Origin of the sequence: Streptomyces sp. NBC_00637 (genome assembly GCF_045161545.1) — a bacterium.
Lineage (GTDB): Bacteria > Actinomycetota > Actinomycetes > Streptomycetales > Streptomycetaceae > Streptomyces.
Window position 1 is genome coordinate 6,370,692 of the sequence record NZ_CP109046.1, and the last position, 23,805, is coordinate 6,394,496.

At 71.9% G+C, this 23,805-nt stretch carries 22 protein-coding genes; 13 read left to right on the forward strand and 9 right to left on the reverse strand.

Annotated elements, in window-relative coordinates:
- The first annotated feature begins 7 nt into the window (after window positions 1-7).
- The 3 genes from OG440_RS27910 to OG440_RS27920 all read left to right on the forward strand — a co-directional run bounded on the left by OG440_RS27910 (window position 8) and on the right by OG440_RS27920 (window position 3,120).
- Entirely contained in the window at window positions 8-727 is a 720-nt protein-coding gene (locus OG440_RS27910) for a vWA domain-containing protein (RefSeq protein WP_406009535.1), read from the forward strand.
- Complete coding sequence (locus OG440_RS27915; RefSeq protein ID WP_406009536.1) at window positions 724-1,269, forward strand: HutD family protein; 546 nt, start codon at window positions 724-726, stop codon at window positions 1,267-1,269. The genes OG440_RS27910 and OG440_RS27915 overlap by 4 nt, the downstream gene beginning before the upstream one ends.
- Window positions 1,270-1,464: 195 nt before the next feature.
- On the forward strand, window positions 1,465-3,120 hold the full coding sequence (locus tag OG440_RS27920; RefSeq protein ID WP_406009537.1) for a cytochrome bc complex cytochrome b subunit: 1,656 nt from the start codon (window positions 1,465-1,467) through the stop codon (window positions 3,118-3,120).
- A 70-nt stretch (window positions 3,121-3,190) separates the two neighbouring features.
- Here OG440_RS27920 and OG440_RS27925 read toward each other — a convergent pair whose 3' ends face one another.
- Window positions 3,191-3,763 carry a TetR/AcrR family transcriptional regulator gene (locus tag OG440_RS27925; RefSeq protein ID WP_406009538.1) on the reverse strand — a complete coding sequence of 191 codons (573 nt, stop codon included), beginning with the start codon at window positions 3,761-3,763 and terminating at the stop codon, window positions 3,191-3,193.
- Window positions 3,764-3,861: 98 nt separating this feature from the next.
- Between OG440_RS27925 and OG440_RS27930 the strand changes: the two genes are divergently transcribed.
- On the forward strand, window positions 3,862-4,353 hold the full coding sequence (locus tag OG440_RS27930; protein WP_389053287.1) for an FBP domain-containing protein: 492 nt from the start codon (window positions 3,862-3,864) through the stop codon (window positions 4,351-4,353).
- A gap of 2 nt (window positions 4,354-4,355) precedes the next feature.
- Here OG440_RS27930 and OG440_RS27935 read toward each other — a convergent pair whose 3' ends face one another.
- A complete protein-coding gene (locus OG440_RS27935; protein ID WP_406011472.1) occupies window positions 4,356-5,306 on the reverse strand; it encodes an acyl-CoA dehydrogenase family protein in 951 nt (316 codons plus the stop codon).
- Window positions 5,307-5,332: 26 nt separating this feature from the next.
- Window positions 5,333-6,475, reverse strand: a complete 1,143-nt coding sequence (locus OG440_RS27940) for an acyl-CoA dehydrogenase family protein (RefSeq protein ID WP_406009539.1) — start codon at window positions 6,473-6,475, stop codon at window positions 5,333-5,335.
- 135 nt (window positions 6,476-6,610) lie between these two features.
- Between OG440_RS27940 and OG440_RS27945 the strand changes: the two genes are divergently transcribed.
- The 3 genes from OG440_RS27945 to OG440_RS27955 are packed head-to-tail and all read left to right on the forward strand — an operon-like array spanning window position 6,611 to window position 9,218.
- Complete coding sequence (locus OG440_RS27945; protein ID WP_406009540.1) at window positions 6,611-7,399, forward strand: SDR family oxidoreductase; 789 nt, start codon at window positions 6,611-6,613, stop codon at window positions 7,397-7,399.
- 26 nt (window positions 7,400-7,425) lie between these two features.
- Window positions 7,426-8,124, forward strand: a complete 699-nt coding sequence (locus OG440_RS27950; RefSeq protein ID WP_406009541.1) for a TetR/AcrR family transcriptional regulator — start codon at window positions 7,426-7,428, stop codon at window positions 8,122-8,124.
- Window positions 8,061-9,218 carry an acetyl-CoA C-acetyltransferase gene (locus OG440_RS27955; RefSeq protein WP_406009542.1) on the forward strand — a complete coding sequence of 386 codons (1,158 nt, stop codon included), beginning with the start codon at window positions 8,061-8,063 and terminating at the stop codon, window positions 9,216-9,218. Before OG440_RS27950 ends, OG440_RS27955 begins: the two co-directional genes overlap by 64 nt.
- 106 nt (window positions 9,219-9,324) lie before the next feature.
- On the opposite strand, the gene OG440_RS27960 is transcribed toward OG440_RS27955, so the two are convergent.
- The 4 genes from OG440_RS27960 to OG440_RS27975 all read right to left on the reverse strand — a co-directional run bounded on the left by OG440_RS27960 (window position 9,325) and on the right by OG440_RS27975 (window position 12,838).
- Complete coding sequence (locus OG440_RS27960) at window positions 9,325-10,374, reverse strand: NAD(P)H-dependent flavin oxidoreductase (protein ID WP_406009543.1); 1,050 nt, start codon at window positions 10,372-10,374, stop codon at window positions 9,325-9,327.
- Window positions 10,374-11,093 carry a CoA-transferase subunit beta gene (locus OG440_RS27965; RefSeq protein WP_406009544.1) on the reverse strand — a complete coding sequence of 240 codons (720 nt, stop codon included), beginning with the start codon at window positions 11,091-11,093 and terminating at the stop codon, window positions 10,374-10,376. Before OG440_RS27965 ends, OG440_RS27960 begins: the two co-directional genes overlap by 1 nt.
- Window positions 11,090-11,914, reverse strand: a complete 825-nt coding sequence (locus OG440_RS27970; protein WP_406011473.1) for a CoA transferase subunit A — start codon at window positions 11,912-11,914, stop codon at window positions 11,090-11,092. The genes OG440_RS27965 and OG440_RS27970 overlap by 4 nt, the downstream gene beginning before the upstream one ends.
- Window positions 11,915-12,034: 120 nt before the next feature.
- Window positions 12,035-12,838 (reverse strand): enoyl-CoA hydratase family protein, encoded by an 804-nt coding sequence (locus OG440_RS27975; RefSeq protein ID WP_406009545.1) that lies wholly within the window; start codon window positions 12,836-12,838, stop codon window positions 12,035-12,037.
- A gap of 54 nt (window positions 12,839-12,892) precedes the next feature.
- Here OG440_RS27975 and OG440_RS27980 point away from each other — a divergent pair, with 54 nt between their 5' ends.
- Together OG440_RS27980 and OG440_RS27985 are read left to right on the forward strand one after the other, a co-directional pair.
- The gene (locus OG440_RS27980; protein ID WP_406009546.1) at window positions 12,893-13,633 is read left to right on the forward strand and encodes an SDR family oxidoreductase; all 741 of its coding nucleotides are present in this window, start codon (window positions 12,893-12,895) and stop codon (window positions 13,631-13,633) included.
- A 1-nt stretch (window position 13,634) separates the two neighbouring features.
- Complete coding sequence (locus tag OG440_RS27985) at window positions 13,635-14,549, forward strand: SDR family oxidoreductase (RefSeq protein WP_406009547.1); 915 nt, start codon at window positions 13,635-13,637, stop codon at window positions 14,547-14,549.
- Window positions 14,550-14,595: 46 nt separating this feature from the next.
- Here OG440_RS27985 and OG440_RS27990 read toward each other — a convergent pair whose 3' ends face one another.
- On the reverse strand, window positions 14,596-15,513 hold the full coding sequence (locus OG440_RS27990; RefSeq protein ID WP_406009548.1) for a hypothetical protein: 918 nt from the start codon (window positions 15,511-15,513) through the stop codon (window positions 14,596-14,598).
- A 92-nt stretch (window positions 15,514-15,605) separates the two neighbouring features.
- On the opposite strand from OG440_RS27990, the gene OG440_RS27995 reads away from it, so the two are divergent.
- From OG440_RS27995 to OG440_RS28010, 4 genes are all read left to right on the forward strand, one after another.
- Window positions 15,606-15,959 carry a chorismate mutase gene (locus OG440_RS27995; RefSeq protein ID WP_406009549.1) on the forward strand — a complete coding sequence of 118 codons (354 nt, stop codon included), beginning with the start codon at window positions 15,606-15,608 and terminating at the stop codon, window positions 15,957-15,959.
- Between the two features lie 217 nt (window positions 15,960-16,176).
- Window positions 16,177-18,657 (forward strand): aminopeptidase N, encoded by a 2,481-nt coding sequence (gene pepN, locus OG440_RS28000; RefSeq protein ID WP_406009550.1) that lies wholly within the window; start codon window positions 16,177-16,179, stop codon window positions 18,655-18,657.
- A gap of 347 nt (window positions 18,658-19,004) precedes the next feature.
- Window positions 19,005-20,363 (forward strand): pyridoxal phosphate-dependent decarboxylase family protein, encoded by a 1,359-nt coding sequence (locus tag OG440_RS28005; protein ID WP_406009551.1) that lies wholly within the window; start codon window positions 19,005-19,007, stop codon window positions 20,361-20,363.
- The gene (locus tag OG440_RS28010) at window positions 20,360-21,775 is read left to right on the forward strand and encodes a lysine N(6)-hydroxylase/L-ornithine N(5)-oxygenase family protein (RefSeq protein WP_406009552.1); all 1,416 of its coding nucleotides are present in this window, start codon (window positions 20,360-20,362) and stop codon (window positions 21,773-21,775) included. The genes OG440_RS28005 and OG440_RS28010 overlap by 4 nt, the downstream gene beginning before the upstream one ends.
- Before the next feature lie 146 nt (window positions 21,776-21,921).
- Here the strand turns inward: OG440_RS28010 and OG440_RS28015 are convergent, their stop codons facing one another.
- Entirely contained in the window at window positions 21,922-23,733 is a 1,812-nt protein-coding gene (locus OG440_RS28015) for a bifunctional metallophosphatase/5'-nucleotidase (protein ID WP_406009553.1), read from the reverse strand.
- Window positions 23,734-23,805: the final 72 nt, after the last annotated feature.

Below are 23,805 nucleotides of genomic sequence, written 5' to 3' on the forward strand. Positions count from 1 at the left end.
GTGCGCCATGGTCGCGATCAGTCTCACCAAGGTCCAGGAGACCGCACCCGCGCTGGTCAACCTCTACAAGAGCGCCGGGGCTTCCCTCGCCGCGCACGGTCTCGACGGGCAGCGGGCCGCCGTCTACCTCGTCGTCGACTACTCGGGGTCGATGAAGCCGTATTACCAGGACGGCAGTGTGCAGGCGCTCGCCGACCGGGTGCTGGGCCTGTCCGCGCACCTCGACGGCGACGGCCGGGTGCCGGTCGTCTTCTTCTCCACCGACGTCGACGCCGTCACCGACATCGCCCTCGCCGACCATCAGGGGCGGGTGGACCGGATCGTGGCCGGGCTCGGGCACATGGGCAAGACCAGCTACCACCTCGCCATGGACGCCGTCATCGACCACTACCTCGACAGCGGGTCGACGGATCCCGCGCTGGTCGTCTTCCAGACGGACGGCGGCCCGATCAACAAGCTCGCCGCCGAACGCTACCTGTGCAAGGCGTCGAAGCTGCCCCTGTTCTGGCAGTTCATCGGCTTCGGCGACCGGGGCAGCAAGCAGTTCGACTTCCTGCGCAAGCTCGACGAGCTGCCCGTGTCGGCGAAGCGGACGGTGGACAACGCCGGTTTCTTCCACGCCGGTTCGGATCCGCGGAAGGTGTCCGACGCGGAGCTGTACGACCGGCTGGTCGGCGAGTTCCCGGCCTGGCTCGGGGCGGCCCGGGCGCGGGGGATCCTCCGGTGAGCGTCCTGCTGCCCGCCGCCGGGCGCACGGCCACCGCCTGGAAGAACGGCGGCGGGGTGACCCGCGAGATCGTCTGCTCCCCGGCGGGCGCGGGCATGGCCGCCTTCACCTGGCGGGTCAGTCTCGCCGAGGTCGCGGCGAGCGGCCCGTTCTCCGTCTTCCCCTACGTGGAACGGACGCTGACGCTGGTCGAGGGCGCGGGCATGGACCTGACCGTGGGAGGACGGCGGCGGCTCGTCGACACACGGCACGTGCCGCGGGACCTCCCCGGTGACGAGCCCACCGACTGCCGGCTGCTGGACGGTCCCGTCGTGAACCTCAACGTGATGTGGCGCAGGGGCACTTCGGCCCCGACCGTCGCGGTCGTACGCGGCCGGATCGGCCTGCGGGCGGCCCACGCCCTGATCGTCGCCCTCGACGAGGACGGGACCGCCGTCGGCGACGGGGTGTGGCTCGCCCGGCACGACGCCCTCCTGCTGACCGGGGAGGACGCGCTCGTGCACGCGCACGGCCCGACGGCGATCGTCGGCCTCGGCGCGTGACGGTGGCCCCGTAGCCCCCGGCCCCGTGTCCCGTCGGCGGCCCGGAGCGCCGCCGTCGAGCCGCCGCCGCTCGCCGTGAAGTCCCGCACGCCCCGCGGGCCCCGGCCGTCCGGGCGTCGAGCGCGGCCGGTACGCACCGTTGGCTCAGCCGGGCCGCCGTGTCACCCTGGGGTTGATCCGGCGGGGAGGCGACGTATGGGTGACGACGCGCGATCGGTGAACGGCGCGGCGGGCGGCGGGAGTTCGAGACCCGGCGAGTCCGGCAAGGGGGAGCGGCTCGCCGACTGGGCCGACGAGCGGCTGGGGGTGTATGCCCTGGCCAAGGCCAACCTGCGCAAGGTGTTCCCGGACCATTGGTCCTTCATGCTGGGCGAGATCTGCCTCTACAGCTTCCTGGTCCTGCTCCTCACCGGCGTCTACCTCACGCTGTTCTTCGAGCCGAGCAGCGCCGAGGTCGTCTACGACGGCTCGTACGTCCCGCTCAACGGGGTCACGATGACGAGGGCGTACGAGTCGACGCTCGACATCAGCTTCGACGTGCGCGGTGGACTGCTGATCCGGCAGATCCACCACTGGTCGGCCCTGGTCTTCGTCACCGGCATGCTGGTGCACATGATGCGGGTGTTCTTCACCGGGGCGTTCCGCAAGCCGCGCGAGGTCAACTGGCTGTTCGGCTGGACCCTGTTGTTCCTCGGCATCCTCACCGGACTGACCGGCTACTCGCTCCCCGACGACCTGCTCTCGGGCACCGGCGTCCGGTTCGCCGACGGCGCGATCCTGTCCATCCCGATCATCGGGACGTACGTGTCGTTCTTCCTCTTCGGCGGGGAGTTCCCGGGGCACGACATCATCGCCCGGTTCTTCCCGATCCATGTGCTGCTGCTGCCCGGGATCATGCTGGGGCTGGTCGTCGCCCACCTCATCCTGGTCTTCTTCCACAAGCACACGCAGTACCCCGGTCCCGGACGCGACGGGAAGTCGGTCGTCGGCATGCCCTTCATGCCCGTCTACATGGCGAAGGCGGGCGGGTTCTTCTTCCTGGTGTTCGGCGTGCTGACGGTCATGGGCGGGATCGCGAGCATCAACCCGGTGTGGGCGTTCGGGCCCTACCGTCCGGACCTGGTGACGACGGGCGCGCAGCCGGACTGGTACCTCGGCTTCTCCGAGGGGCTGATCCGGGTGATGCCGGGATGGGAGATCAACGCCTGGGGCCACACCCTGGTGCCCGGCGTCCTCATCCCCTTCACGCTGTTCCCGCTGATCCTGCTCGCCATCGGCGTCTACCCGTTCATCGAGGCGTGGATCACCGGTGACCGACGGGAGCACCACATCCTCGACCGGCCGCGCAACGCGCCCGTGCGCACCGGCCTAGGGGTGGCCTGGCTGGCCCTGTACGTGGTGCTGCTGATCGGCGGCGGCAACGACATCGTGGCCACGCATCTGCATCTGTCCATCAACGCGATCACCTGGTTCGTGCGGGTCTCCGTGTTCCTCGCCCCGATCGTCGCCTTCATGGTCACCAAGCGGATCTGTCTGGGCCTGCAGTTGCGGGACCGGGACAAGGTGCTGCACGGCCGGGAGACGGGAACCATCAAGCGCCTTCCGCACGGCGAGTACGTGGAGGTCCACGAACCCCTGGACCAGGCCCGGCTGTTCACCCTCACCCAGCACGAGCAGCACCCGCCGTACGAGATCGGGCCGCTCGTCGACCACAACGGCGTGCGGCGGCAGGTCAGGGTGTCCCAGCGGGTACGGGCGCGCCTGGCGCGTGCCCTGTACGGGGCGGACAGCCACATCCCGAAGCCGACGCCGGAGGAGCATCGCGAACTGACCCGCGGGCCCGGGCACTGACACCGGTTCTCCCTGCCGTCCGCGTGCCCGAGCCCTTGCCCGCGTACCTGTTCGCCGGCTGCCGGTAGGGTCAGCCGGCGGGCGGCCAGTTGCGCAGCAGGGTGTCGAGGGCGTCCAGGATCCGGGTCCAGGTCGCCTGGGTGTCGGGGGCGCTGTGGCTGAATCCGCCGCCGAGTTCCAGGGTGACGTAGCCGTGGAAGACGCTGCCCAGCAGGCGGACGGCGTGGGTCTGGTCGGGCTCGGTGAGGTCGTAGCCGCGCAGGATCGCCCGGGTCATGCGGGCGTGCCGTGGTCCGGCACCGGCCGCCGCCGCCTCGGGGTCCAGTCGCAGCTGGGCGGCGGCGTAGCGGCCGGGGTGTTCGCGGGCGTAGTCGCGGTAGACGTCGGCGAGGGCGGTCAGGGCGTCCTTGCCGGCCCGGCCGGCCAGCGCGAGGTCGCCCCGGTCGGCGAGTTCCTCCAGGGCGAGCAGGGCGATCCGGGTTCTCAGGTCGTCGGAGTTCCTCACGTGCGAGTACAGGCTCGCGACCTTGACGTCGAAGCGCCGGGCGAGCGCCGAGACGGTCACCCGGTCGAAGCCGACCTCGTCGGCCAGCTCCGCGCCCGCCCGGACCAGGCGATCCGTGCTCAGCCCCACACGCCCCATGCTCGTCCTCCGGTGTCTGCCCCGTGCCCTCGGCGGCCACTCGGCCGATAGCTATTATGCGTTTGCCTAAAAGCTTTAGGCAAATTAGCCTGCGTTATATGAAGCCGCTCACCGAGCAAGAGATCCGTGCCGCGTTCGTCAACTGCACCAAGGGCGAGGCCAAGCGTCTCGCCGTCCCCCGCGACCTGGCCGACCGGCCCTGGGAGGACCTGGACTACCTCGGCTGGCGGGATCCCCAGGCACCCGACCGGGCCTACCTCGCCGTCGAGCTGGACGGCCGGCCGAAGGCCCTCGCGCTGCGCTCGTCCACCTCCGGCTCGTGGCAGGCACGGCGCAGCATGTGCACGATGTGCCTGACCACCCACTCCGGCGGTGTCTCGCTGATGGTCGCGCCGAAGGCGGGCAGAGCCGGCCAGCAGGGCAACTCGGTGGGGGCCTACATCTGCAGCGACCTCGCCTGCTCGCTCTATGTGCGGGGCAAGCGGGACGCGGGCGTCGGGGCGCGGCTGCCCGAGACGATCACACTGGAGGAGAAGATCGGGCGGACCGTGGCGAACCTCGCCGCGTTCGTCGCCAGGGTGACCGGCTGAGGCTACGCGTGCCCGCGCAGGATCTCCGCCCGGCAGTCGTCCGGCGTGCCCCAGGCCGAGCGCAGGGCGCGGGCCTTGGTGAGCCAGAGCGACAGGTCGTACTCCGCCGTGTAGCCGATCGCGCCGTGCAGCTGGAGCGCGGTGCGCGCGGTCGTGTACGCCGCCTCGCAGGCGCCGACCTTCGCGGCGGCCACATCCGCCGGGCTCATGGTCACGGCGGCGCCCAGGACCAGGGGGCGGGCGAACTCCAACGCGGTCTTCGCGTCCGCCAGCCGGTGCTTGACCGCCTGGAACGAGCCCACGGGGACCCCGAACTGGACGCGCTGCCCGACATACGCCACGGTCCGCTCCAGCAGCGCCAGCCCCACCCCGAGGGCCTGCGCGGCGGTGGCCAGGCGGGCCCAGCACAAGGCGCGGTCCGCGGCCGGGCGGGAGGTGAGCAGCTCACCGCCCGGCAGCAGACGGGTGAGGCGACGCGCCGGATCAAGGGACGGACGCACGGGGCCGTGACCGGGGGCCAGCCGGAGGCCGTCGGCGGCCAGCGCCAGCCGTAGCGGCGCCGCGTCACCGTCCACGGCGTACCCGCCCTCGGGCGCCACGGTGGCCGGCGACCCGCCCGCGGCCAGCGCGGGGAGGAACCGCTCCGCCAGGCCCGGACCGCTCAACAGGGCCGCGGCGGCGACCGTCTCCACCAGCGGGCCCGGCACCGCGTGCCGCCCGAGCTCCACGAAGGCGACGGCCAGATCCACCGGCCGGGGCCCCAGCCCCTCGTACGCCTCTGGGACCGCCAGGGCGAACACGCCGGCCCCGGCGATCCTCGACCACAGGGCGAGGCCGCCCGCCCGCTCGCCCCGGCTCCAGTCGCGGATCACGTCCGGAGTGCCGGCCGCGCCCAGCATCGCGTCCAACGACCGGGCGAACGCCCGCTGTTCGGTGTCCAGAAGGAAACGCATCGCCGGCGGAGCCGGACGGGGCGAAGTCATCGGCGGCGTCCCCTCGGCAGGCCGAGCAGCCGCTCGGCGACGATGTCACGCTGGATCTCGTTCGTGCCCGCGTAGATCGGACCCGCCAGGGAGAAGACATACCCCTGCGACCACTCCGTATCGGCCACCTCCGCGTCCGCGCCGAGGAGATCCAGCGCCGTCTCGTGCAGCGCGATGTCGTACTCCGACCAGAAGATCTTGTTCAGGCTCGACTCCGGGCCGAGCCGCTCCCCGGCGAGGAAGCGGGAGGCTGCCGCGTAGGTGAACAGCTGGTACGCGCGGGCCCCGGCCAGGGCGTCGGCGACGCGGGACGCGGTGGCCTGTGGCCGGCCCCGGTCCACCCAGAGGGCGTGCAGACGGTCGGCCGAGGCCAGGAAGCGGCCGGGGGAGCGCAGGGTGAGCCCGCGTTCGTTGGCCGCAGTCGACATCGCGATCCGCCAGCCCTGGCCCGGCTCCCCGATCACGTCCTCGTCCGGCACGAACACCTCGTCCAGGAAGAGTTCGGCGAACGCCGGCTTCCCGTCGAGGCGGCCTATGGGGCGGACGGTGACTCCGGGCGCCCGCAGGTCGAACATGACGTAGGTGAGCCCCTGATGGGGCTGCGCGGTGTCGGGGTCGGTGCGGAACAGGCCGAAGGCGCTGTCGGCGAAGGCCGCACGCGAGGACCAGGTCTTCTGGCCGCTCAGCCGCCAGCCGCCGGTCACCCGGACCGCCCTGGCGCGCAGCGCCGCCAGGTCCGAGCCGGCCTCGGGCTCCGACCAGGCCTGCGCCCAGACGACCTCGCCGGTGGCCATCGCGGGCAGGACCCGGACCCGCTGCTCCTCGGTGCCGTGATCGAGCAGGGTGGGGGCGAGGAGGCTCACCCCGTTCTGGTTGACGCGGCCCGGGGCGCCCGCCGCGTAGTACTCCTCCTCGAAGACCAGCCAGCGCATCAGCCCGCAGTCCCGCCCGCCGTAGCGCGTCGGCCAGTTCACCACCGACCAGCCGGCCGCGGCCAGTTCGGCCTCCCACGCGCGGTGCGCGGCGAAGCCCTCGGCGCTCTCCAGGGAAGGCAGCGGCTCGGCCGGCACCCGCGCGCGCAGCCAGGCCCGGGCCTCGGCGCGGAACGTCTCGTCGGCGGGGGAGTGTGCGAGGTCCACCGGTCCCTCCTCGGGTGCGCGGCCTGCGGGTACGGATGCGGGTGCGTCTGGTGCGGGTCGTCCCGATCCGTTCCCGACGGGCGTCCGCCGCGTGCGTTCTTCCCTAACAAGTGTTTGGTAGGTTAGCGTGCCGTCATGAAGAACGTCGAGGGTCCGCCGTACGTTCCCGGACACGCGCTGCTCGCCGGCCGCAGCGCCGTGATCACCGCGGCGGCCGGCACGGGCATCGGCGGAGCGACCGCGCGCCGCTTCCTGGAGGAGGGCGCGCGCGTGCTCATCAGCGACGCCCACGCACGCCGGCTCGAGGCCCACCAGGCCGAACTGGCCGCGGAGTTCGGCGAGGCGTCGGTGGCGGCCCTCCCGTGCGACGTCACCGACGAGAGCCAGGTGCGGGCCCTGTTCGACACCGCCGTACGGGAACACGGACGGCTGGACGTCGTCGTCAACAACGCGGGCCTCGGCGGAACCGCGGAACTCGTCGACATGAGCGACGAGCAGTGGTCACGCGTCCTGGACGTCACACTCAACGGAACCTTCCGGTGCACCCGGGCCGCCCTGCGGCTGATGCGGGAGAGCGGCGGGGGAGTCGTCGTCAACAACGCCTCCGTCGTCGGCTGGCGCGCCCAGGCCGGACAGGCGCACTACGCCGCCGCGAAGGCAGGCGTCATGGCCCTGACCCGGTGCGCGGCGATCGAGGCGGCCGGGTACGGCGTCCGCGTCAACGCCGTCTCGCCGAGCCTCGCCATGCACCCGCACCTGGTCAAGGTGACCTCGGCCGAACTGCTGGAGGAACTCACCGCCCGGGAGGCCTTCGGCCGCCACGCCGAACCCTGGGAGGTGGCCAACGTCATCGTGTTCCTGGCGTCCGGCTACTCCTCGTACATGACGGGCGAGGTCGTCTCCGTCAGCGGCCAGCACCCCTGACGGCCGGAGCAGACCACAATGAGCACGTGCCGACCAAGAAGAAGCCCCAGGTGACCGCGGCGCCCGCGCGTCGCCGTGAACTCCTCGACACCGCCGCCGAGGTCTTCGCCGAACAGGGCTACAACGCCACCACCGTCCGGAAGATCGCCGACCACGCGGGCATGCTCGCGGGCAGCCTCTACTACCACTTCGACTCCAAGGAGTCGATGCTGGAGGAGATCCTGCGCAGCTTCCTCGACGAGCTCTGGGACGGCTACGACACCGTCCTGGGCGCCGAACTCGGACCCCGGGAGACACTCGCGGCCCTCGTCACCGAGTCCTTCCGTGAGATCGACCGGCACCGCGCCGCCGTCGCGATCTACCAGAAGGAGAGCAAGCAGCTCGTGACACAGGAACGGTTCGCGTTCCTCGCCGAGTCGCAGCGCCGCTTCGAGAAGGCGTGGCTGGCCACGCTGGAACGCGGCGTCGCCGACCGGGTCTTCCGCACCGACCTCGACATCCGCCTCGCCTACCGCTTCGTCCGCGACACCGTGTGGGTCGCCGCGTCCTGGTACCGGCCCGGCGGACAGCACAGCCCGGAGGAGATCGCCCGCCAGTACCTCTCGATGGTCCTGGACGGGATCGCCGTACGTGCACAGCCCTTTCCTGAGAGGGAGTTGACATGGCCGAGGCCTACATCGTCGAAGCGGTCCGTACGCCCGTCGGACGGCGCGGAGGAGGACTGAGCAAGGTCCATCCGGCCGACCTGGGCGCACATGTGCTCAAGGAACTCGTCGGGCGGGCCGGCATCGACCCGGCCGCCGTCGAGGACGTCGTCTTCGGCTGCCTGGACACCGTCGGGCCGCAGGCCGGGGACATCGCGCGGACCTGCTGGCTGGCCGCCGGGCTGCCCGAGGAGGTGCCCGGCGTGACCGTGGACCGCCAGTGCGGCTCCTCGCAGCAGGCCGTGCACTTCGCCGCCCAGGGCGTGCTCTCCGGAACCCAGGACCTGGTGGTCGCGGGCGGCGTGCAGAACATGTCGCAGATCCCGATCGCCTACGCCACCCGGCAGGCCGCCGCACCCCTCGGCTTCACCCAGGGCCCCTTCGCGGGCAGCGAGGGCTGGCGCGCGCGGTACGGGGACCGGCCGGTGAACCAGTTCGCCGGCGCCGAGATGATCGCCGCGAAGTGGGGCATCAGCCGCCGGGACCAGGAGGAGTTCGCCCTGCGCTCGCACCGGCGGGCGCTGCGCGCGATCGACGAGGGCCGCTTCGCCCGCGAGACCGTCGCCCTCGGGGAGGTCACCACCGACGAGGGGCCGCGCCGGGACACCTCCCTGGAGAAGATGGCCGCCCTGAAGCCCGTCATCGACGGCGCGACCGTCACCGCCGCCTGCTCCTCGCAGGTCTCCGACGGAGCGGCGGCCCTGCTGCTCGCCTCGGAACGGGCGGTGCGCGAGCACGGCCTGACGCCACGCGCGCGCGTGCACCACCTCTCCGTCCGCGGCGAGGACCCGATCCGCATGCTCACGGCGCCGATCCCGGCCACCGCGCACGCCCTGAAGAAGACCGGGCTGTCGATCCACGACATCGACCTCGTCGAGATCAACGAGGCGTTCGCGCCCGTCGTCCTGGCCTGGCTCAAGGAGACCGGCGCCGACCCGGACCGGGTCAACGTCAACGGCGGCGCGATCGCCCTCGGCCACCCGCTCGGCGCGACCGGCGCCAAGCTGGCGACCACCCTCCTGCACGAACTGGAGCGCACCGGCGGCCGCTTCGGCCTCCAGACGATGTGCGAGGGCGGCGGCCAGGCCAACGTGACGATCATCGAGCGGCTGTGAGGACCGCGCGGTGCGAGCAGGCCGTCGGGAGGCCGCGCCGGTGTGCGAGGGCAGCCGGGCCGGCCTGACGGTCGTCCGGCGGCTGTGAAGGGCGGGCGGACGACGGTCATCCAGAGGTCCCGAGCCGGGCCCGGATCCCGTCCGCCTCCTCCATGATCCGCGCCACCAGCTGCGCGCACGACGGCAGGTCGCCGATCACCCCGGCGACCTGCCCGGCGGCCATCACCCCCGCGTCCGTGCGCCCCTCTACCATCGCCGACCTGAGCATCATCGGCGTGTTCGCGGCGAGCAGCACCTGACTCCAGGCCAGCTCCCTGCCGTGGCGCAGCGCCAGCCCGTCGCGGACCATCTCCCGCCAGGTGAGCCCGGACAGCCTCCGGAAACCGGCCGCGTGCCGCACCGCCCGCACCAGGGACCCGGCCCGGCCGGCGTTCTCCAGGTCGTCCACCAGCGCGGTGCGCAGCATGCGGTGCGGGAGACCGTCCACCGCCCGGGTGACGGTGACGTCCCGGACCGTCGCCGCCAGATACCGCGCCTTCACCGCGTCCGGGACCGGCGAGTCCGAGGTGAGCAGGAACCGGGTGCCCATCGCGACCCCGGCAGCCCCGTACGCCAGCGCCGCCACCAGCCCCCGCCCGTCGAAGAAGCCGCCCGCCGCCACGACCGGGATGTCCACGGCGTCCACCACCTGCGGCAGCAGTACCGTCGTCGCCACCTCCCCGGTGTGTCCGCCGCCCTCCCCGCCCTGCACGATCACCGCGTCCGCACCCCACGCGGCGACCTTCTCGGCATGCCGGCGGGCCCCGACGGACGGGACGACGACGACACCCCCCTCCTTGAGCTCGGCGATCAGCTCGGGGGAGGGCGCGAGCGCGAAGGACGCGACCCGCACGCCCTCGTCGAGGATGATCCGCACCCGGTCGCCGGCGTCCGCCGCGTCGGCCCGCAGATTGACCCCGAACGGCGCCGACGTCCTCGACCGCACCTCACGCACCGCCGCCCGCAACCCGTCGACGGTCATGGTCGCGGAGGCCAGGACACCCAGCGCCCCCGCGTCCGCCGCCGCCGACACCAGACGCGGGCCCGCCACCCATCCCATCCCGGTCTGCACGATCGGGTGACGGACCCCGACCAGCCGGGTGAACGCCGTTTCCATCAGACGGCGACCTCCCGCGCCCGGGTGTTCCCCGGGTCGATCACCTCGCGGATCAGACGCAGCTCGCCCACCGTCGGTTCACGCGTGCGCGCCACCTCGTCCGGGATGACCAGGTCGAAGCCCGTCGCCTCCCGGACCTGCTCCACCGCCACCCCCGGATGCAGCGAGGCCAGCCGCATCGACCGGTCGGGGGTCGCGAAGTCGAACACCCCGAGGTCGGAGACGACCCGCGGGATGCGATGGTGACGGGCGCCCGCCGCACGGTCGTACCCGACCCCGCACACCATGTCGACCCGCTCCACGAAGACCCGCCGGGAGTGCCTCGGCACCCAGTAACTCGTCGGGTTGTTCAGGGTGTTGACCGGCGCGCCCCGCACCCCGAGCAACTGCCGGGTGGGCCTGGCCCAGTCGCCGATGCACGCGATGTTCTGGTTGCCGTACCGGTCGATCTGGCTCGCGCCCATCATCACGTGCCGCCGCCCCCCGGTGACCAGCGCCAGATGCTGCCGGTACGGCAGCCAGCCCTCGACCGTGCCGTCGACACCGACGAGCAGCGCCTCCCCGTCGGTCAGCAGCAGGTCCGGCGCGAACGTGTGCCGGGCGAGGCGGGCACCGACCGAGGGGATCAGACCCATGGGGCTCGCCAGGATCTCGCCCGCACCGCGCCACGCCTCCGCACAGGCGATCACGCAGTACTCGGCGCGCGTCACCCCGCTCACGACTCCTCCCCGACCGCCGACCGGTACGCCCGCTCGTCCCCGGCGAGGAACCGCGCCGCGAACTCCGGCCAGGGCGTCGTCGCGTACCGCTTCTGGAACGCCTCGTCGCGGCCGTAGTCGGGGGCACAGGACGTGAAATGCGCCCCGTTCGGGGCCTCGACCACCCCCGTCACCGTGTGCCGCTTGATCAGCAGCGACTGCGGCGCTGCCTCCTTGGTCAGCTCAGCGGTGTCCACGACCCGTTCGCAACTCAGGTACGCCGCGTCGGCCGCCTCGCAGAACAGGTCGTCGAAGTACGGATCCGGGCCCAGATACTGCCCGTTGCCCAGCCGGTCGGCCCGGTTGACGTGCACCAGCGCCGCGTCCAGCCGCAGCGCCGGCATGGCCACGAACGTCTCCTGGTCCTCGTACGGCGACGTCACGGTCCGCAGACCGGGATTGACCCGCATCACGTCCGAACCGATCCCCGCCCGCACGGGCAGGAACGGCAGCCGGTTCGCGGCCGCGCGCAGCCCCCACATGAACATCGCCTCGTCGGCCTCCGTCAGTTCGAACGCCCCCCGCTCGCGGGCCGCGCGGTAGTGCGGCTCCAGCGGGATCGAGTCGAGGGTGACGAACGCGGCGACCAGCCTGCGGATCCTTCCGGCCGCGGCCAGCATCCCGACGTCCGGGCCGCCGTACGACACGACGGTGAGGTCGGTGACCTCCGACCGGAGCAGCGCCCTGACCAGCGTCATCGGCTTACGGCGCGAGCCCCAGCCGCCGATGCCGAGGGTCATCCCGCTGCGCAGCCGGGACACCGCCTCGTCCGCGGACAACAACTTGCCGGCCCTGCCGCTCCTGTCGGCAGTGTCGGCCGTGTCGGCCGTGTCGCTCCTGTCGGTGCTTCCGGCCTTGTCGGTCCCGCTCGTGCCGGTGGGCCTGTCGGCGTCGGCGCTCACTCAGTCACCGTCCCTTCCGAAGGTGTCACGGACCCGGTCGGCCACCCCGCCGACGCTCGCCTCGTAGGTGAAGCCCTGCTCGAAGCGGTAACTGCGGCGCACGTCGACCGGGTCGATACCGTTGATGGCCGCCTTGGCCAGCCGCAGCAGCTCACCGTCCTTCGCTGCGATCTCTCCGGCCAACTCCAGCGCAGCCGTGCGGAGTTCGTCCGGCGGCACCACCCGCCACACCGAACCGTGCCCGAGCAGCTCGGCCGCAGTGACCGTGCGCGAGGTGTAGTACAGGGCACGCAGCAGATGCTGGGGGACCAGCCGGGCCAGATGCGTGGCCGCGCCCAGGGCGCCCCGGTCCAGCTCGGGCAGCCCGAACACGGCGTCCTCGCTCGCCACGATCACGTCCGCGTTCCCCACCAGCCCGACGCCGCCGCCCAGGCAGAAACCCTGAACCGCCGCCACCACCGGGACCTCGCACTCGTACACGGCCGCGAAGGCCTCGAAGCAGCCGCGGTTGGCGCCGACGAGCGCGCTCGGTCCGCGCGCCTGGATCTCCTTGATGTCCACGCCCGCGTTGAACCCGCGCCCCTCGGCGGCCAGCACCACGCACCGGGTGCCCGGATCGCGGCCCGCCGCGCGCACGGCGTCGGCCAGCTCGAACCAGCCGCTCACCGGCAGCGCGTTCACCGGCGGGAAGTCGACCGTGACGAGCGCGATCCCCGTCACCGGCCTGCCGTCGAGCCCCGCTTCCGGCCCCGGTTCCGGTCCTTTTTTCGGTCCCGTTTCCGGGGTCGAGGTGGAGACACCCATGGAAGCATCAGCTACCTTTCCACCAAACGTTTGTTAGGTGGAAGGTAGCAGCGAATGGAGCTGGACGGGAAGGTCGCCGTCGTCACCGGCGGCACGCGCGGAGTGGGTGCCGGCGTCGCACGCTCCCTCGCACGCGCGGGCGCCCACGTCGTGGTCTGCGCCCGCCGCCCACCGGAACACCCCCTCGGCGCAGCCGAGTTCAAACCGCTCGACGTACGGGACGCCGACGCCGTACAGCGCTTCTTCACCGAGCTGCCCCGGCTCGACGTCCTCGTCAACAACGCGGGCGGCGCCCCCTACCGCCCCCTCGCGCACGCCGACGCCGCCCGGCACGCGCGCGTGATCGAACTCAACCTCCTCGCGCCCCTCACCGTGTCCCTCGCCGCCTACGACCATCTCAAGCACGCGAAAGGCTCGGTCGTGATGATCGGCAGCGTCAGCGGCAGCCGTCCCTCACCCGGCTCGGCCGCCTACGGCGCCGCCAAGGCCGGCCTGGAGAACCTCGCCCGCTCCATGGCCGTCGAATGGGCGCCCGAGGTCCGCGTGAACACCCTCGTCGTCGGCATGGTCCGCACCGAACTGGCCCACCTCCACTACGGCGGCGAGGACGGCGTCGCAGCCGTGGCCCGGACCGTCCCGCTCGGCCGGCTCGCCCTCCCCGCCGACGTGGGCGCGGCGGCCGTCTTCCTCGCCTCCGACGCCGCCCGCTACATCAGCGGGGCGAGCCTGCTCCTGCACGGAGGCGGCGAACGGCCCGCCTTCCTCGACGCCGCAACCGCCAACAAGGAGACGTGAGATGAGCGGAATCTGCCACGGGCGTGTAGTCGCCGTCACCGGCGCCGGACGCGGCCTCGGACGCGCCCACGCGCTCGCGTTCGCCGCCGAGGGCGCCCGGGTCGTCGTCAACGACCTCGGCGTCGGCCTCGACGGCACACCCGACCCCGACAGCCCCGCCGCACAGGTCGTGGACGAGATCCGCGCGGCCGGCGGCGAAGCGGTCGCCCACGGCGCGGACATCGCCACCCCCGAAGGCGCCGCGACCCTCGTCGACGCCGCCCTGGACACGTACGGCCGACTCGACACCCTCGTCAACAACGCCGGCTTCCTGCGCGACCGCATGCTCGTCAACCTCGCCGACGACGACTTCGACGCCGTCCTGCGCGTCCACCTCAAAGGCCACTTCCTCACCCTGAAGCACGCCGCCGCACACTGGCGCGCCGAGACCGGGGCGGGCCGCCCACCCGCCGCCCGGATCATCAACACCAGCAGCGGCGCGGGACTGCTCGGCTCGGTCGGACAGGGCAACTACAGCGCCGCGAAAGCCGGGATCGTCGCCCTGACCCTCGTCGCCGCCGCCGAACTCGCCCGCTACGGCGTCCAGGTCAACGCGATCGCACCCGCCGCCCGCACCCGCATGACCGAACGCACCTTCGCCGCGACCATGGCCGCCCCCGAGGACGGCTTCGACACGATGGCCCCCGAGAACGTCTCCCCGCTCGTCGTCTGGCTCGGCTCCACCGCGAGCCAGGGCGTCACCGGACGCGTCTTCGAGGCGGACGGCGGACGCATCACCGTCATGGAGGGCTGGCGGCCGGGACCCACCACGGACAACGGAGCACGGTGGACCCCCGCCGACGCCGGGAAGGCCGTACACGACCTCCTGACCCGCGCGACGGCACCGGGCCCGGTGTACGGGGCGAAGACCCCCTGACCCCCTCCTTGCCCCCACGGACGGACGCGGGCCGCCCGGACACCGCCTACGTGTCGCACTCCAGCACCGTCCGGCACAACGCGCACCGCGCCCGCACCCGGCCCCGCACCGGCACCCTGATCCGCTGATGACAGGTGGGACACGCGAACGTCACCCGCAACGCCCCCGGCGACCTCGACTCCGGAGCGAAGCTGTACGGGCTGTCCGGGCCGTACCCACCGCCGCGGGCGGCCACCGACGGGTGGTCCTGGGCATGCCGGCGATCACGCGCGTAACGCCGCCGCCCCGCCCATCCCGCCGCCGTCAGCGGCGGCTGCCGCTCGTCGTGCCGGGCCCGCTCCAGACCCCGCGCGTACGCCGTGTACGCCTGCGCGCTCGTGAACCACACCGACGGATCCTCGCCGAACACCAGCGACCGCTTCGCCAGCACGTACCCGAACTCCTCCGGGGTCAGATACCCCAGCTTCTGCGAGGACGCCGCGTCCTCCCGGTACGCGTCCAGCAGCAGCCAGCCGGCCCCCAGATACGTCGTCGCCGTGTCCGTCAGGATCTCGTTGTCCCGCGTGCCCGGGAACGACAGGCCCACCCGATGCAGATAGACATGCATGATCTCGTGCGCCAGCGCCGCACCGATGTCCCGCCGATGCGAACGGAACCGGTCGTTCAACTCCACGAAGTACTCGGGACCCGCCGTCAGTTCCACGTTCGCCGCATGCTCCATCGCACGGAACGCGACGATCATCCGCGCCTCCGGCAACCTGAAGTGCCGCACCAGCTCACGCGCCACCCGCTGCACCCCCAGATGCAGATCGTCGGTGTCACAGAACGCCACGTCCGCCGGGACCACACTCGACGTGAACTGATGGATGGTGTCGTACGACAACCGCCTGTACAGCGCCGTGACAGCCGCCCGCACCGTCTCCAGGTGCGGATACCCGTGCTCGACCGGCCCGCCGTTCGCCACGCCCGTACCCCCAAGACGCCGACAACCCCATTCCACTGTAAGGGCAGGCCACCCCAGGGGCGGGCCCCACGGACGCACTAGGGTGAACGCCCATGACCACCAGCAACACCCCCGCTTCCGGACACGTCGACCCCGCCGTCCGCGAGGAGCTCGACCGGCTGCGCAACAGCATCGACAACATCGACGCGGCCGTCGTCCACATGCTCGCCGAGCGCTTCAAAGCCACCCAGCAGGTCGGCCACCTCAAGGCCCGCCACCAGCTGCCCCCGGCCGACCAGGCCCGCGAAGCCCGCCAGATCGCCCGCCTGCGCTCCCTCGCCGAGGACGCCAAGCTCGACCCCGCGTTCGCCGAGAAGTTCCTCAACTTCATCATCGCCGAGGTGATCCGCCACCACGAGCGCATCGCCGAGGACACCGTCAACGGCCCCACCCCCGCGCCGAACTGACCCGACGAACCGGCCCGCCGCCCCGACCATCGGGCGGGCACTGCCGTCGGTCACCACACGGACACCACCCGTGAACGCCGCCCGCCACGCCCACCACACCCGCCCCGCACCGCACCGCACCCCGCGACCGGAACGGCGCCCCGGCGCGAGAAGGGACATAGGGCACGTACCGATCCGCCCCTGTGCCCAGCCAGCGGTATCAGGCAGCATGTCGTTCATGTCCGTACTGACGCGCGACGAAGCGCAGAGCCGTGCCAAGCTCCTCGACGTCCACCGCTACACCATCGAGCTCGACCTGACGACCGGCGACGAGACCTTCGAGTCCAGCACCGTCATCCGGTTCGCCGCGCGCGCCAACGGGGACACCTTCGTCGAGCTCAGGCCCGCGGCACTGCACTCCGTCACCCTCGACGGCGAGCCCCTCGACCCGGCAACCCTGGACGACAACCGGCTCCCCCTCGAGAACCTCACCGCCGGCGACCACGAACTGCGCGTCCGGGCGAGCATGAGCTACTCCCGCACCGGCGAAGGCATGCACCGCTTCACAGACCCCACCGACGGCGAGACCTACCTCTACACCCAGCTCTTCATGGAAGACGTCCAGCGCGTCTTCGCCGCCTTCGACCAGCCCGACCTCAAATCCGTCTTCGAACTGTCCGTCACGGCACCCGAAGCCTGGACCGTCCTCGCCAACAGCGTCACCGAACACCTCGGCGAAGGCCGCTGGCAGGCCGCCCCCACCCCTCTCATCTCCACCTACCTCGTCGCCGTCGCCGCCGGCCCCTGGCACTCCGTACGCACCGAACACCACGGACTCCCCTTCGGCCTGCACTGCCGCCGCTCCCTCGCCCCCCACCTCGACGCCGACGCCGACGAACTCCTCGAGATCACCCGGCAGTGCTACGACCGCTACCACGAGAAGTTCGAGGAGCCCTACCCCTTCGACTCCTACGACCAGGCGTTCGTCCCCGAGTTCAACGCCGGCGCCATGGAGAACCCCGGCCTCGTCACCTTCCGCGACGAATTCGTCTACCGCTCCGCCGTCACCGACACCGAACGCCAGACCCGCGCCATGGTCATCGCCCACGAGATGGCCCACATGTGGTTCGGTGACCTCGTCACCCTCCAGTGGTGGGACGACATCTGGCTCAACGAGTCCTTCGCCGAGTACATGGGCTACCAGACCCTCACCGAAGCCACCCGCTTCACCGACACCTGGACCGACTTCGGCGTCGTCCGCAAAGCCTGGGGCTACGACGCAGACCAGCGCCCCTCCACCCACCCCGTCGCCCCCGAGAACGTCGACGACACCGCCGCCGCCCTCCTCAACTTCGACGGCATCTCCTACGCCAAGGGCGCCTCCGCACTGCGCCAACTCGTCACCTGGCTCGGCGAGAAGGACTTCCTCGCCGGCATCAACACCCACTTCGCCCGCCACCGCTTCGCCAACGCCACCCTCGCCGACTTCATCGACTCCCTCGCCGCCCACACCGACCGCGACGTCCACGCCTGGGCCGACGCCTGGCTGCGCACCACCGGAGTCGACACCCTCACCCCCACCCTCCACGGCAGCAACGGCGACCACACCCTCACCGTCGCCCACCGCGGCAGCCGCCCGCACCGCGTCGCCGCCGGCCTCTACGACCTCGACCCCGCCCACGAAGGCAGCCTCACCCTGCGCGAACGCCTCGAAGTCGACATCCCGCAGAGCGCACCCCAGCCCATCGGCAAACGCCCCGCCCTGGTGCTCCTCAACGACGGCGACCTCACCTACGCCAAGGTCCGCTTCGACCCCGCCTCCTTCGAAACCGTCCGCACCAGCCTCTCCGGCCTGCCCGACCCCCTCACCCGCGCCGTCGTCTGGAACGCCCTGCGCGACGCCGTCCGCGACGGCGACCTCGACCCCACCGCCTACCTCGACGCGGCCCGCGCCCACCTCCCCAGGGAAACCGACCTCGCCCTCGTCCAGGGCGTCCTCGCCTTCGCCTCCGCACAGGTCGCCGACCGCTACGTCACCCCCGAGCAGCGCCCCGCCGCCGTCGCCACCCTCTCCTCCCTCTGCCGCGACCTCATCCGCCGCACCGAGGACGGCGACCACCCCGGCCTGCGCCTCATCGCCGTACGCCACCTCATCGACGTCGCCGCCCACCCCGACACCATCGCCGCCTGGCTCGCCGACGGCACCGTCCCCGGCGGCCCCGAACTCGACCCCGACCTGCGCTGGCGCGTCCTCGCCCGGCTCGCCGTCCTCGGCGCCACCGACGAGAGCACCATCGCCGCCGAACTCGCCCGCGACCCCTCCGCCACCGGCCGGGAAGGCGCCGCCCGCTGCCGCGCCGCCCTCCCCGACGCGGACGCCAAACGCACCGCCTGGGCCGCGATGTTCGACGACGACACCCTCTCCAACTACCTCTTCACCGCCACCGCCCAGGGCTTCTGGCAACCCGAACAGAGCGACCTCGTCGCCGACTACGTCCCACGCTTCTACCAGGACGCCGTCGCCGTCGCCGCCCGCCGGGGCCCCGCCATCGCCGAAGCCGCGGGCCGCTGGGCCTTCCCCGCGCACACCGTCGACCCCGACATCCTGCGCCTGGGCGAAGCCTGCCTCGCCGACGCCGACCCCATCCCGGCCCTGCGCCGCAAGCTGGTCGACCAACTCGACGACCTGGCACGCGCGTTGCGGGTACGGAAGGCGTAGGCGGCCCGGGAGGACCCGAGGGACACACTTCCAGCCCGTCCGGCGTCCGAGGACGAGGCCCGTCCAGGGCCGAAGCGGGGCCCGGGGACGGCGGGCCCCCACGGCGCCCGCCCGAGCCCCGGCGTCACGAAACCCCCACCCCCGGCGCCGCCCCCGCCCGGGCCGGCGCCGCTCCCGCGACAGGGAGCGGCGCCGCTCCCATGACAGGGCCCGGCGCCGCGTCCCCCCGGCGCCGCGTCCCCCTTTAGGGTTCCGCTCACCGGATCTTCCGGACGCGACCGCGCAATCCCCGACAAGCTGGCACTCCCCGCTGCGGGCACCCGCCCCCGCGTCCCGGAGGAGCCCCCGTGAGCATGCCGCCCCTCGCCTCAGGCCCCGCAGGCCCCGACGCCCTCCGGCCCCTGCTCACGACCGTCCTCGACGCCCTGGCCACCGGCACCCGCGCCCGCGGAGGACCACTGCCCGCGGGCGGCCCCCAGGCGGTCGCCACCCGCGTACGGGACGCGATCGGGGACGTACTCCCCGAACACGGCGACCCCCACGCCCTCGCCACCCTCGTCCGCGTCCTCGCCGAAGGCGCCGCCGACCCCGCCCACCCCCTCTGCGCCGCCCACCGGCACTGCCCGCCCCTCGCCGTCGCCACCGCCGCCGACCTCGCCGTCTGCGCCCTCAACCCCTCCCTCGACTCCTGGGACCAGGCACCCGCCGCCTCCGAACTGGAGGCACTCCTCACCCGCACCCTCGCCGCCCGGGCCGGCATGGCCGACGCACTCGTCACCACCGGCGGCACCGAAGCCAACCAAATCGCCCTCCTCCTCGCCCGCGAAACCCACGGACCCGCCCTCCGACTCGTCTGCGGCGCCAACGCCCACCACTCCCTGCCCCGCGCCGCCTGGCTCCTCGGCCTCCCCGAACCCGTGATCATCCCCACCCCCACCGGCACCCTCGACCCCACCGCCCTCGCCCACACCCTCACCACCGTGCCCGGCCCCCTCCTCGTCGCCGCCACCGCCGGCACCACCGACGCCGGACTCATCGACCCCCTCCCCGCCATCGCGGCCCTCACCACCACCCACGGCGCCCGCCTCCACATCGACGCCGCCTACGGAGGCGGCCTCCTCTTCAGCGACCGCCACCGCCACCGGCTCACCGGCCTCGACACCGCCCACACCCTCACCCTCGACCTGCACAAACTCGGCTGGCAACCCGTCGCCGCCGGTCTCCTCGCCGCCCGCGACGCCCACGACCTCACCGCCCTCCACCACCACGCCGACTACCTCAACGCCGACGACGACACCGAAGCAGGCCTCCCCGACCTCCTCGGCCGCTCCCTGCGCACCACCCGACGCCCCGACGCACTCAAGATCGCCGTCACCCTCAAGACCCTCGGCCGCATCGGCCTCGGCGCCCTCGTCGACCAAGTCTGCGCCCACGCCCACGAGTTCGCCGACCTCGTCACCGCACACCCCGGCTTCGAACTCCACGCCCCACCCACCATCAGCACCGTCCTCTTCCGCCCCACCGGCGCCACCGACGAGACCGTGGCCGAGACACGCCGCCACCTCCTCACCCACGGCCGCGCCGTCCTCGGCCGAGCCCACCTCGACGGCCGGCTCTGGCTCAAGGCCACCCTCCTCAACCCCCACACCCGGCCCCACGACCTGACCACCCTCCTCGACCTGGTGGAAGGAAACACCCCCCGATGAACACGCCCCCACACCCCGGCACCCCCCGCGACCTCGTCGGCATCGGCATCGGCCCCTGCAACCTCTCCCTGGCCGCCCTCACCCACCCACTCGCCGAACTCGACGCCGTCTTCTACGAACAACGCCCCCGCTTCGACTGGCACCCCGGCCTCCTGATCGACGGCGCCCGCGTCCAAGTCCCCTTCCTCGCCGACCTCGTCACCCTCGCCGACCCCACCAGCCCCTGGACCTTCCTCAACTACCTCAAAACCCACCAACGCCTCTACCCCTTCTACTTCGCCGAGCGCTTCCACACCCGACGCGCCGAATACGACACCTACTGCCGCTGGGTCGCCGACCAACTCCCCGGACTCCACTTCCGCCACCAGGTCGACGCCGTCCGCTGGAACCCCGAACGCGACGTCTTCGAAGTCGACCACACCCAACTCGACACCGACGGCGAAGCCGAAGCCCTCGGCCGCACCCACACCCGCAACGTCGTCCTCGGCATCGGCACCGAGCCCTACGTCCCCGACGCCCTGCGCCCCCTCGTCGACGCACCCGGCGTACCCGTCGTCCACGCCGCCGACTACCTCACCCACCGCGACACCCTCCTCGCCGCAGGCCACATCACCGTCGTCGGATCAGGCCAATCCGGCGCCGAGGTCTTCCTCGACCTCCTCCGCCACCGCCCCGCCGGCCACGAACAACTCCACTGGATCGGCCGCACCGACGCCTTCGCCCCCATGGAGTACTCCAAACTCGGCCTCGAACACTTCACCCCCGACTACACCCGCTACTTCCACTCCCTCCCCGAAAGCACCCGCGACCGCCTCACCGCCACCCAATGGCAACTCCACAAAGGCATCGACGCCACCACCCTCGCCGCCATCCACGACGAGCTCTACCACCGCACCCTGGGCGGCGGCTGGCCCGACACCGTCCTCACCCCCGGCGTCCGCGTCCGCACCGCCGGACGCATCGCCACCACCAAGATCGAACTCCACCTCGAACACCTCCAGCAGAACACCCGCAGCCGCCTCACCACCGACGCCGTCGTCCTCGCCACCGGCCACCGCGAACGCACCCTCGACCGCATCCTCGCCGGCCTCGACCCCTACATCCGCCGCGACAACAGCGAACGCCCCCGCGTCGACGAACACTTCCGCCTCGTCCTCGACCCCTCCGTCACCGCCACCGGCTGCAACATCTACGTCCAGAACGCCGAACGCCACACCCACGGCGTAGGCGCCCCCGACCTCGGCCTCGCCGCCTGGCGCGCCGCCACCATCCTCAACACCCTCACCGGCAAAGAGACCTACCCCCTCCCCACCCGCACCGCCTTCACCACCTTCGGACTCGAACAACCACAACCCCGAGTCCCCCAAGCCCGACAGGCCCCCACCCTCACCCCCCTCGTCGACCGGTACTAGCAACCACGGGCCGCCGCCACGGCCGGACGCCACCCGCACCGGCCACCACCCGCGGCCCGCACACGCGAAAAGGCGGTGCCCACGCGGTGACCGACCAGGCCACCACGTGAAACACCGCCCCGCGGAGCAGAAGAACTCACCAACCCCTAGAAGACCGGCGTACCGTCACGCGTCAGCTTCCAGTCCACCGACGCGAAGTCCTTCGGGTCCAGCACACCCTTCGCCGTCACCCACTCCGAGATCCGCGTACGGATCTCCGTCGACTCCGCCCACAGCTCCTGCGCCGACGCCACATGCGGGAACGCGCCACCACCATTGGCCCGGTAGTTGTTCACCGCCAGCACGAACTGCTGCGCGTCGTCCAACGCCACCCCGTTGAACGTCAGGTTCTTGATCCGCGAACCCGCCGCCTGCGCGATGTCGATCTCGTACACCAGACCCGACACATAGTCGTAGTTGTAGTCCGGACGCCCCGCCGCGTTCGTCAGCTTCTCCGTGTCGATCACCGCGTCCGCCGCCGTCTGCACGAAGTACTGCGCCGAGTACTCCAGGTACGCGCGCACCTGCGCACCCGTCAGCAACTTCGCCACCAGCGTGTTGTCGTACACGTACAGGCTCGACAGATCCCGGATCGTCACCTCGCCCGCCGGGATCTCCGACGTACGCGAGAACGGCGACGCCTGCGCGATCACCGGCAGCGACGCATACGACGTACCGGCCAGCGCCGCCTTGACGACGTCCTCCTGCACCTTCGTGATCAGGTCGATGATCGGGGCGTCCTTGTACCGCGCCTCCACCGTCGTCAACGTCGCCGTCGCCGAACCGACCACCTGGTTGACGTACGCCACGACCTTCGCGTGCTCGTCACCCAGCAACTTCGTGATCTTCGGGTCGTCGGCGACCGTGTTGGAGTTCAGCACCTTCGAAGCGACGGACTCGACCACCCACCGCCCCTTCTCGAACACCAGCTCCACATCGAACACCGACAGCCGCTCCGCATACGCCAACGGCTCCGACAGCACGACCGTCTTCCCGGTCTTCGCGTTGACGACCTTCAGCTCCGGGATCTCCACATGCGCGTGACCCACCAGCACCGCGTCGATGTCCGGCACCTGCTGCGCCAGCAGCGCCGCCGAGTTCTCCACGTACGGCAGCTGATCGCCGTACGACGACGTACCCGACGAACCGGAGTGCGCCGACACGATCACCACATCCGCACCCAGCGACTTCAGCTTCGGCACCCACTTCGCCGCCTGCTCCTCCAGCCCCGGGAACGCCAGCTTGCCCTGCACGTACGCCTTGTCCCAGATCGCGATACCCGGGTTCGTCAGCCCCAGCACCGCCACCTTCACCGGCGGCGCACCCTTCACACAGAACGTCTTGATCACATAGGGCGCGAACGCCGGCTTCAGCGTCTTCGCGTCCACCGCGTTCGCCCCCAGCAACGGGAACCGCAACTGGGACTCGAACTTCCGCAGCGTCTCGATGCCGTAGTTGAACTCGTGGTTGCCCAGCGCCGCCGCGTCATACCCGATCGCGTTCATCGCCTGCGCCATCGGATGCACCGGACCACCCTTGGCGGTGATCGGGTCCACCTTCGCGTAGTAGTACGTCAGCGGAGTGCCCTGGATCGTGTCACCCGCGTCCAGCAGCAGCGTGTTCTCGCGCCCCTTCTCCTTACGGATCTGGTTCACCAGCGTCGAGATACGCGCCAGCCCCTGCGCGTTACCGGCCGCGTCCTTGTACTCCGCGTCCTTGAAGTAGTCCCAGTTGAACACGTGACCATGCAGGTCCGTCGTCCCCAGCACGGTCAGCGCGTACCGCTTCGGCTGCTTCACGGGCTTCCCCTGCTTCTTCGCCTCGGCGGCCTGCACCGGAGCCGCGGCAGCACCCGCGATCGCCACCCCCGCCCCGGTCACAGCGGACTTCTTCAGGAACTTCCGGCGATTCAACGGCATGTCTCATGCTCCTCGGGGAAAGGCCAACGACGCGCGTAGATTCTGACCCGAGCACGGCCGACGGCAACAGGT

Coding starts and splice junctions, on each gene's coding strand:
- OG440_RS27975 (WP_406009545.1), bottom strand. CDS start 12,838: ATGGGTGTCTCCACCTCGACCCCGGAAACGGGACCGAAAAAAGGACCG.
- OG440_RS27935 (WP_406011472.1), bottom strand. CDS start 5,306: ATGCGTTTCCTTCTGGACACCGAACAGCGGGCGTTCGCCCGGTCGTTG.
- OG440_RS27995 (WP_406009549.1), top strand. CDS start 15,606: ATGACCACCAGCAACACCCCCGCTTCCGGACACGTCGACCCCGCCGTC.
- OG440_RS27985 (WP_406009547.1), top strand. CDS start 13,635: ATGAGCGGAATCTGCCACGGGCGTGTAGTCGCCGTCACCGGCGCCGGA.
- OG440_RS27910 (WP_406009535.1), top strand. CDS start 8: ATGGTCGCGATCAGTCTCACCAAGGTCCAGGAGACCGCACCCGCGCTG.
- OG440_RS27980 (WP_406009546.1), top strand. CDS start 12,893: ATGGAGCTGGACGGGAAGGTCGCCGTCGTCACCGGCGGCACGCGCGGA.
- OG440_RS27960 (WP_406009543.1), bottom strand. CDS start 10,374: ATGGAAACGGCGTTCACCCGGCTGGTCGGGGTCCGTCACCCGATCGTG.
- OG440_RS27925 (WP_406009538.1), bottom strand. CDS start 3,763: ATGGGGCGTGTGGGGCTGAGCACGGATCGCCTGGTCCGGGCGGGCGCG.
- OG440_RS28010 (WP_406009552.1), top strand. CDS start 20,360: ATGAACACGCCCCCACACCCCGGCACCCCCCGCGACCTCGTCGGCATC.
- OG440_RS27930 (WP_389053287.1), top strand. CDS start 3,862: ATGAAGCCGCTCACCGAGCAAGAGATCCGTGCCGCGTTCGTCAACTGC.
- OG440_RS28015 (WP_406009553.1), bottom strand. CDS start 23,733: ATGCCGTTGAATCGCCGGAAGTTCCTGAAGAAGTCCGCTGTGACCGGG.
- OG440_RS27955 (WP_406009542.1), top strand. CDS start 8,061: ATGGCCGAGGCCTACATCGTCGAAGCGGTCCGTACGCCCGTCGGACGG.
- OG440_RS27945 (WP_406009540.1), top strand. CDS start 6,611: ATGAAGAACGTCGAGGGTCCGCCGTACGTTCCCGGACACGCGCTGCTC.
- OG440_RS27920 (WP_406009537.1), top strand. CDS start 1,465: ATGGGTGACGACGCGCGATCGGTGAACGGCGCGGCGGGCGGCGGGAGT.
- pepN (WP_406009550.1), top strand. CDS start 16,177: ATGTCCGTACTGACGCGCGACGAAGCGCAGAGCCGTGCCAAGCTCCTC.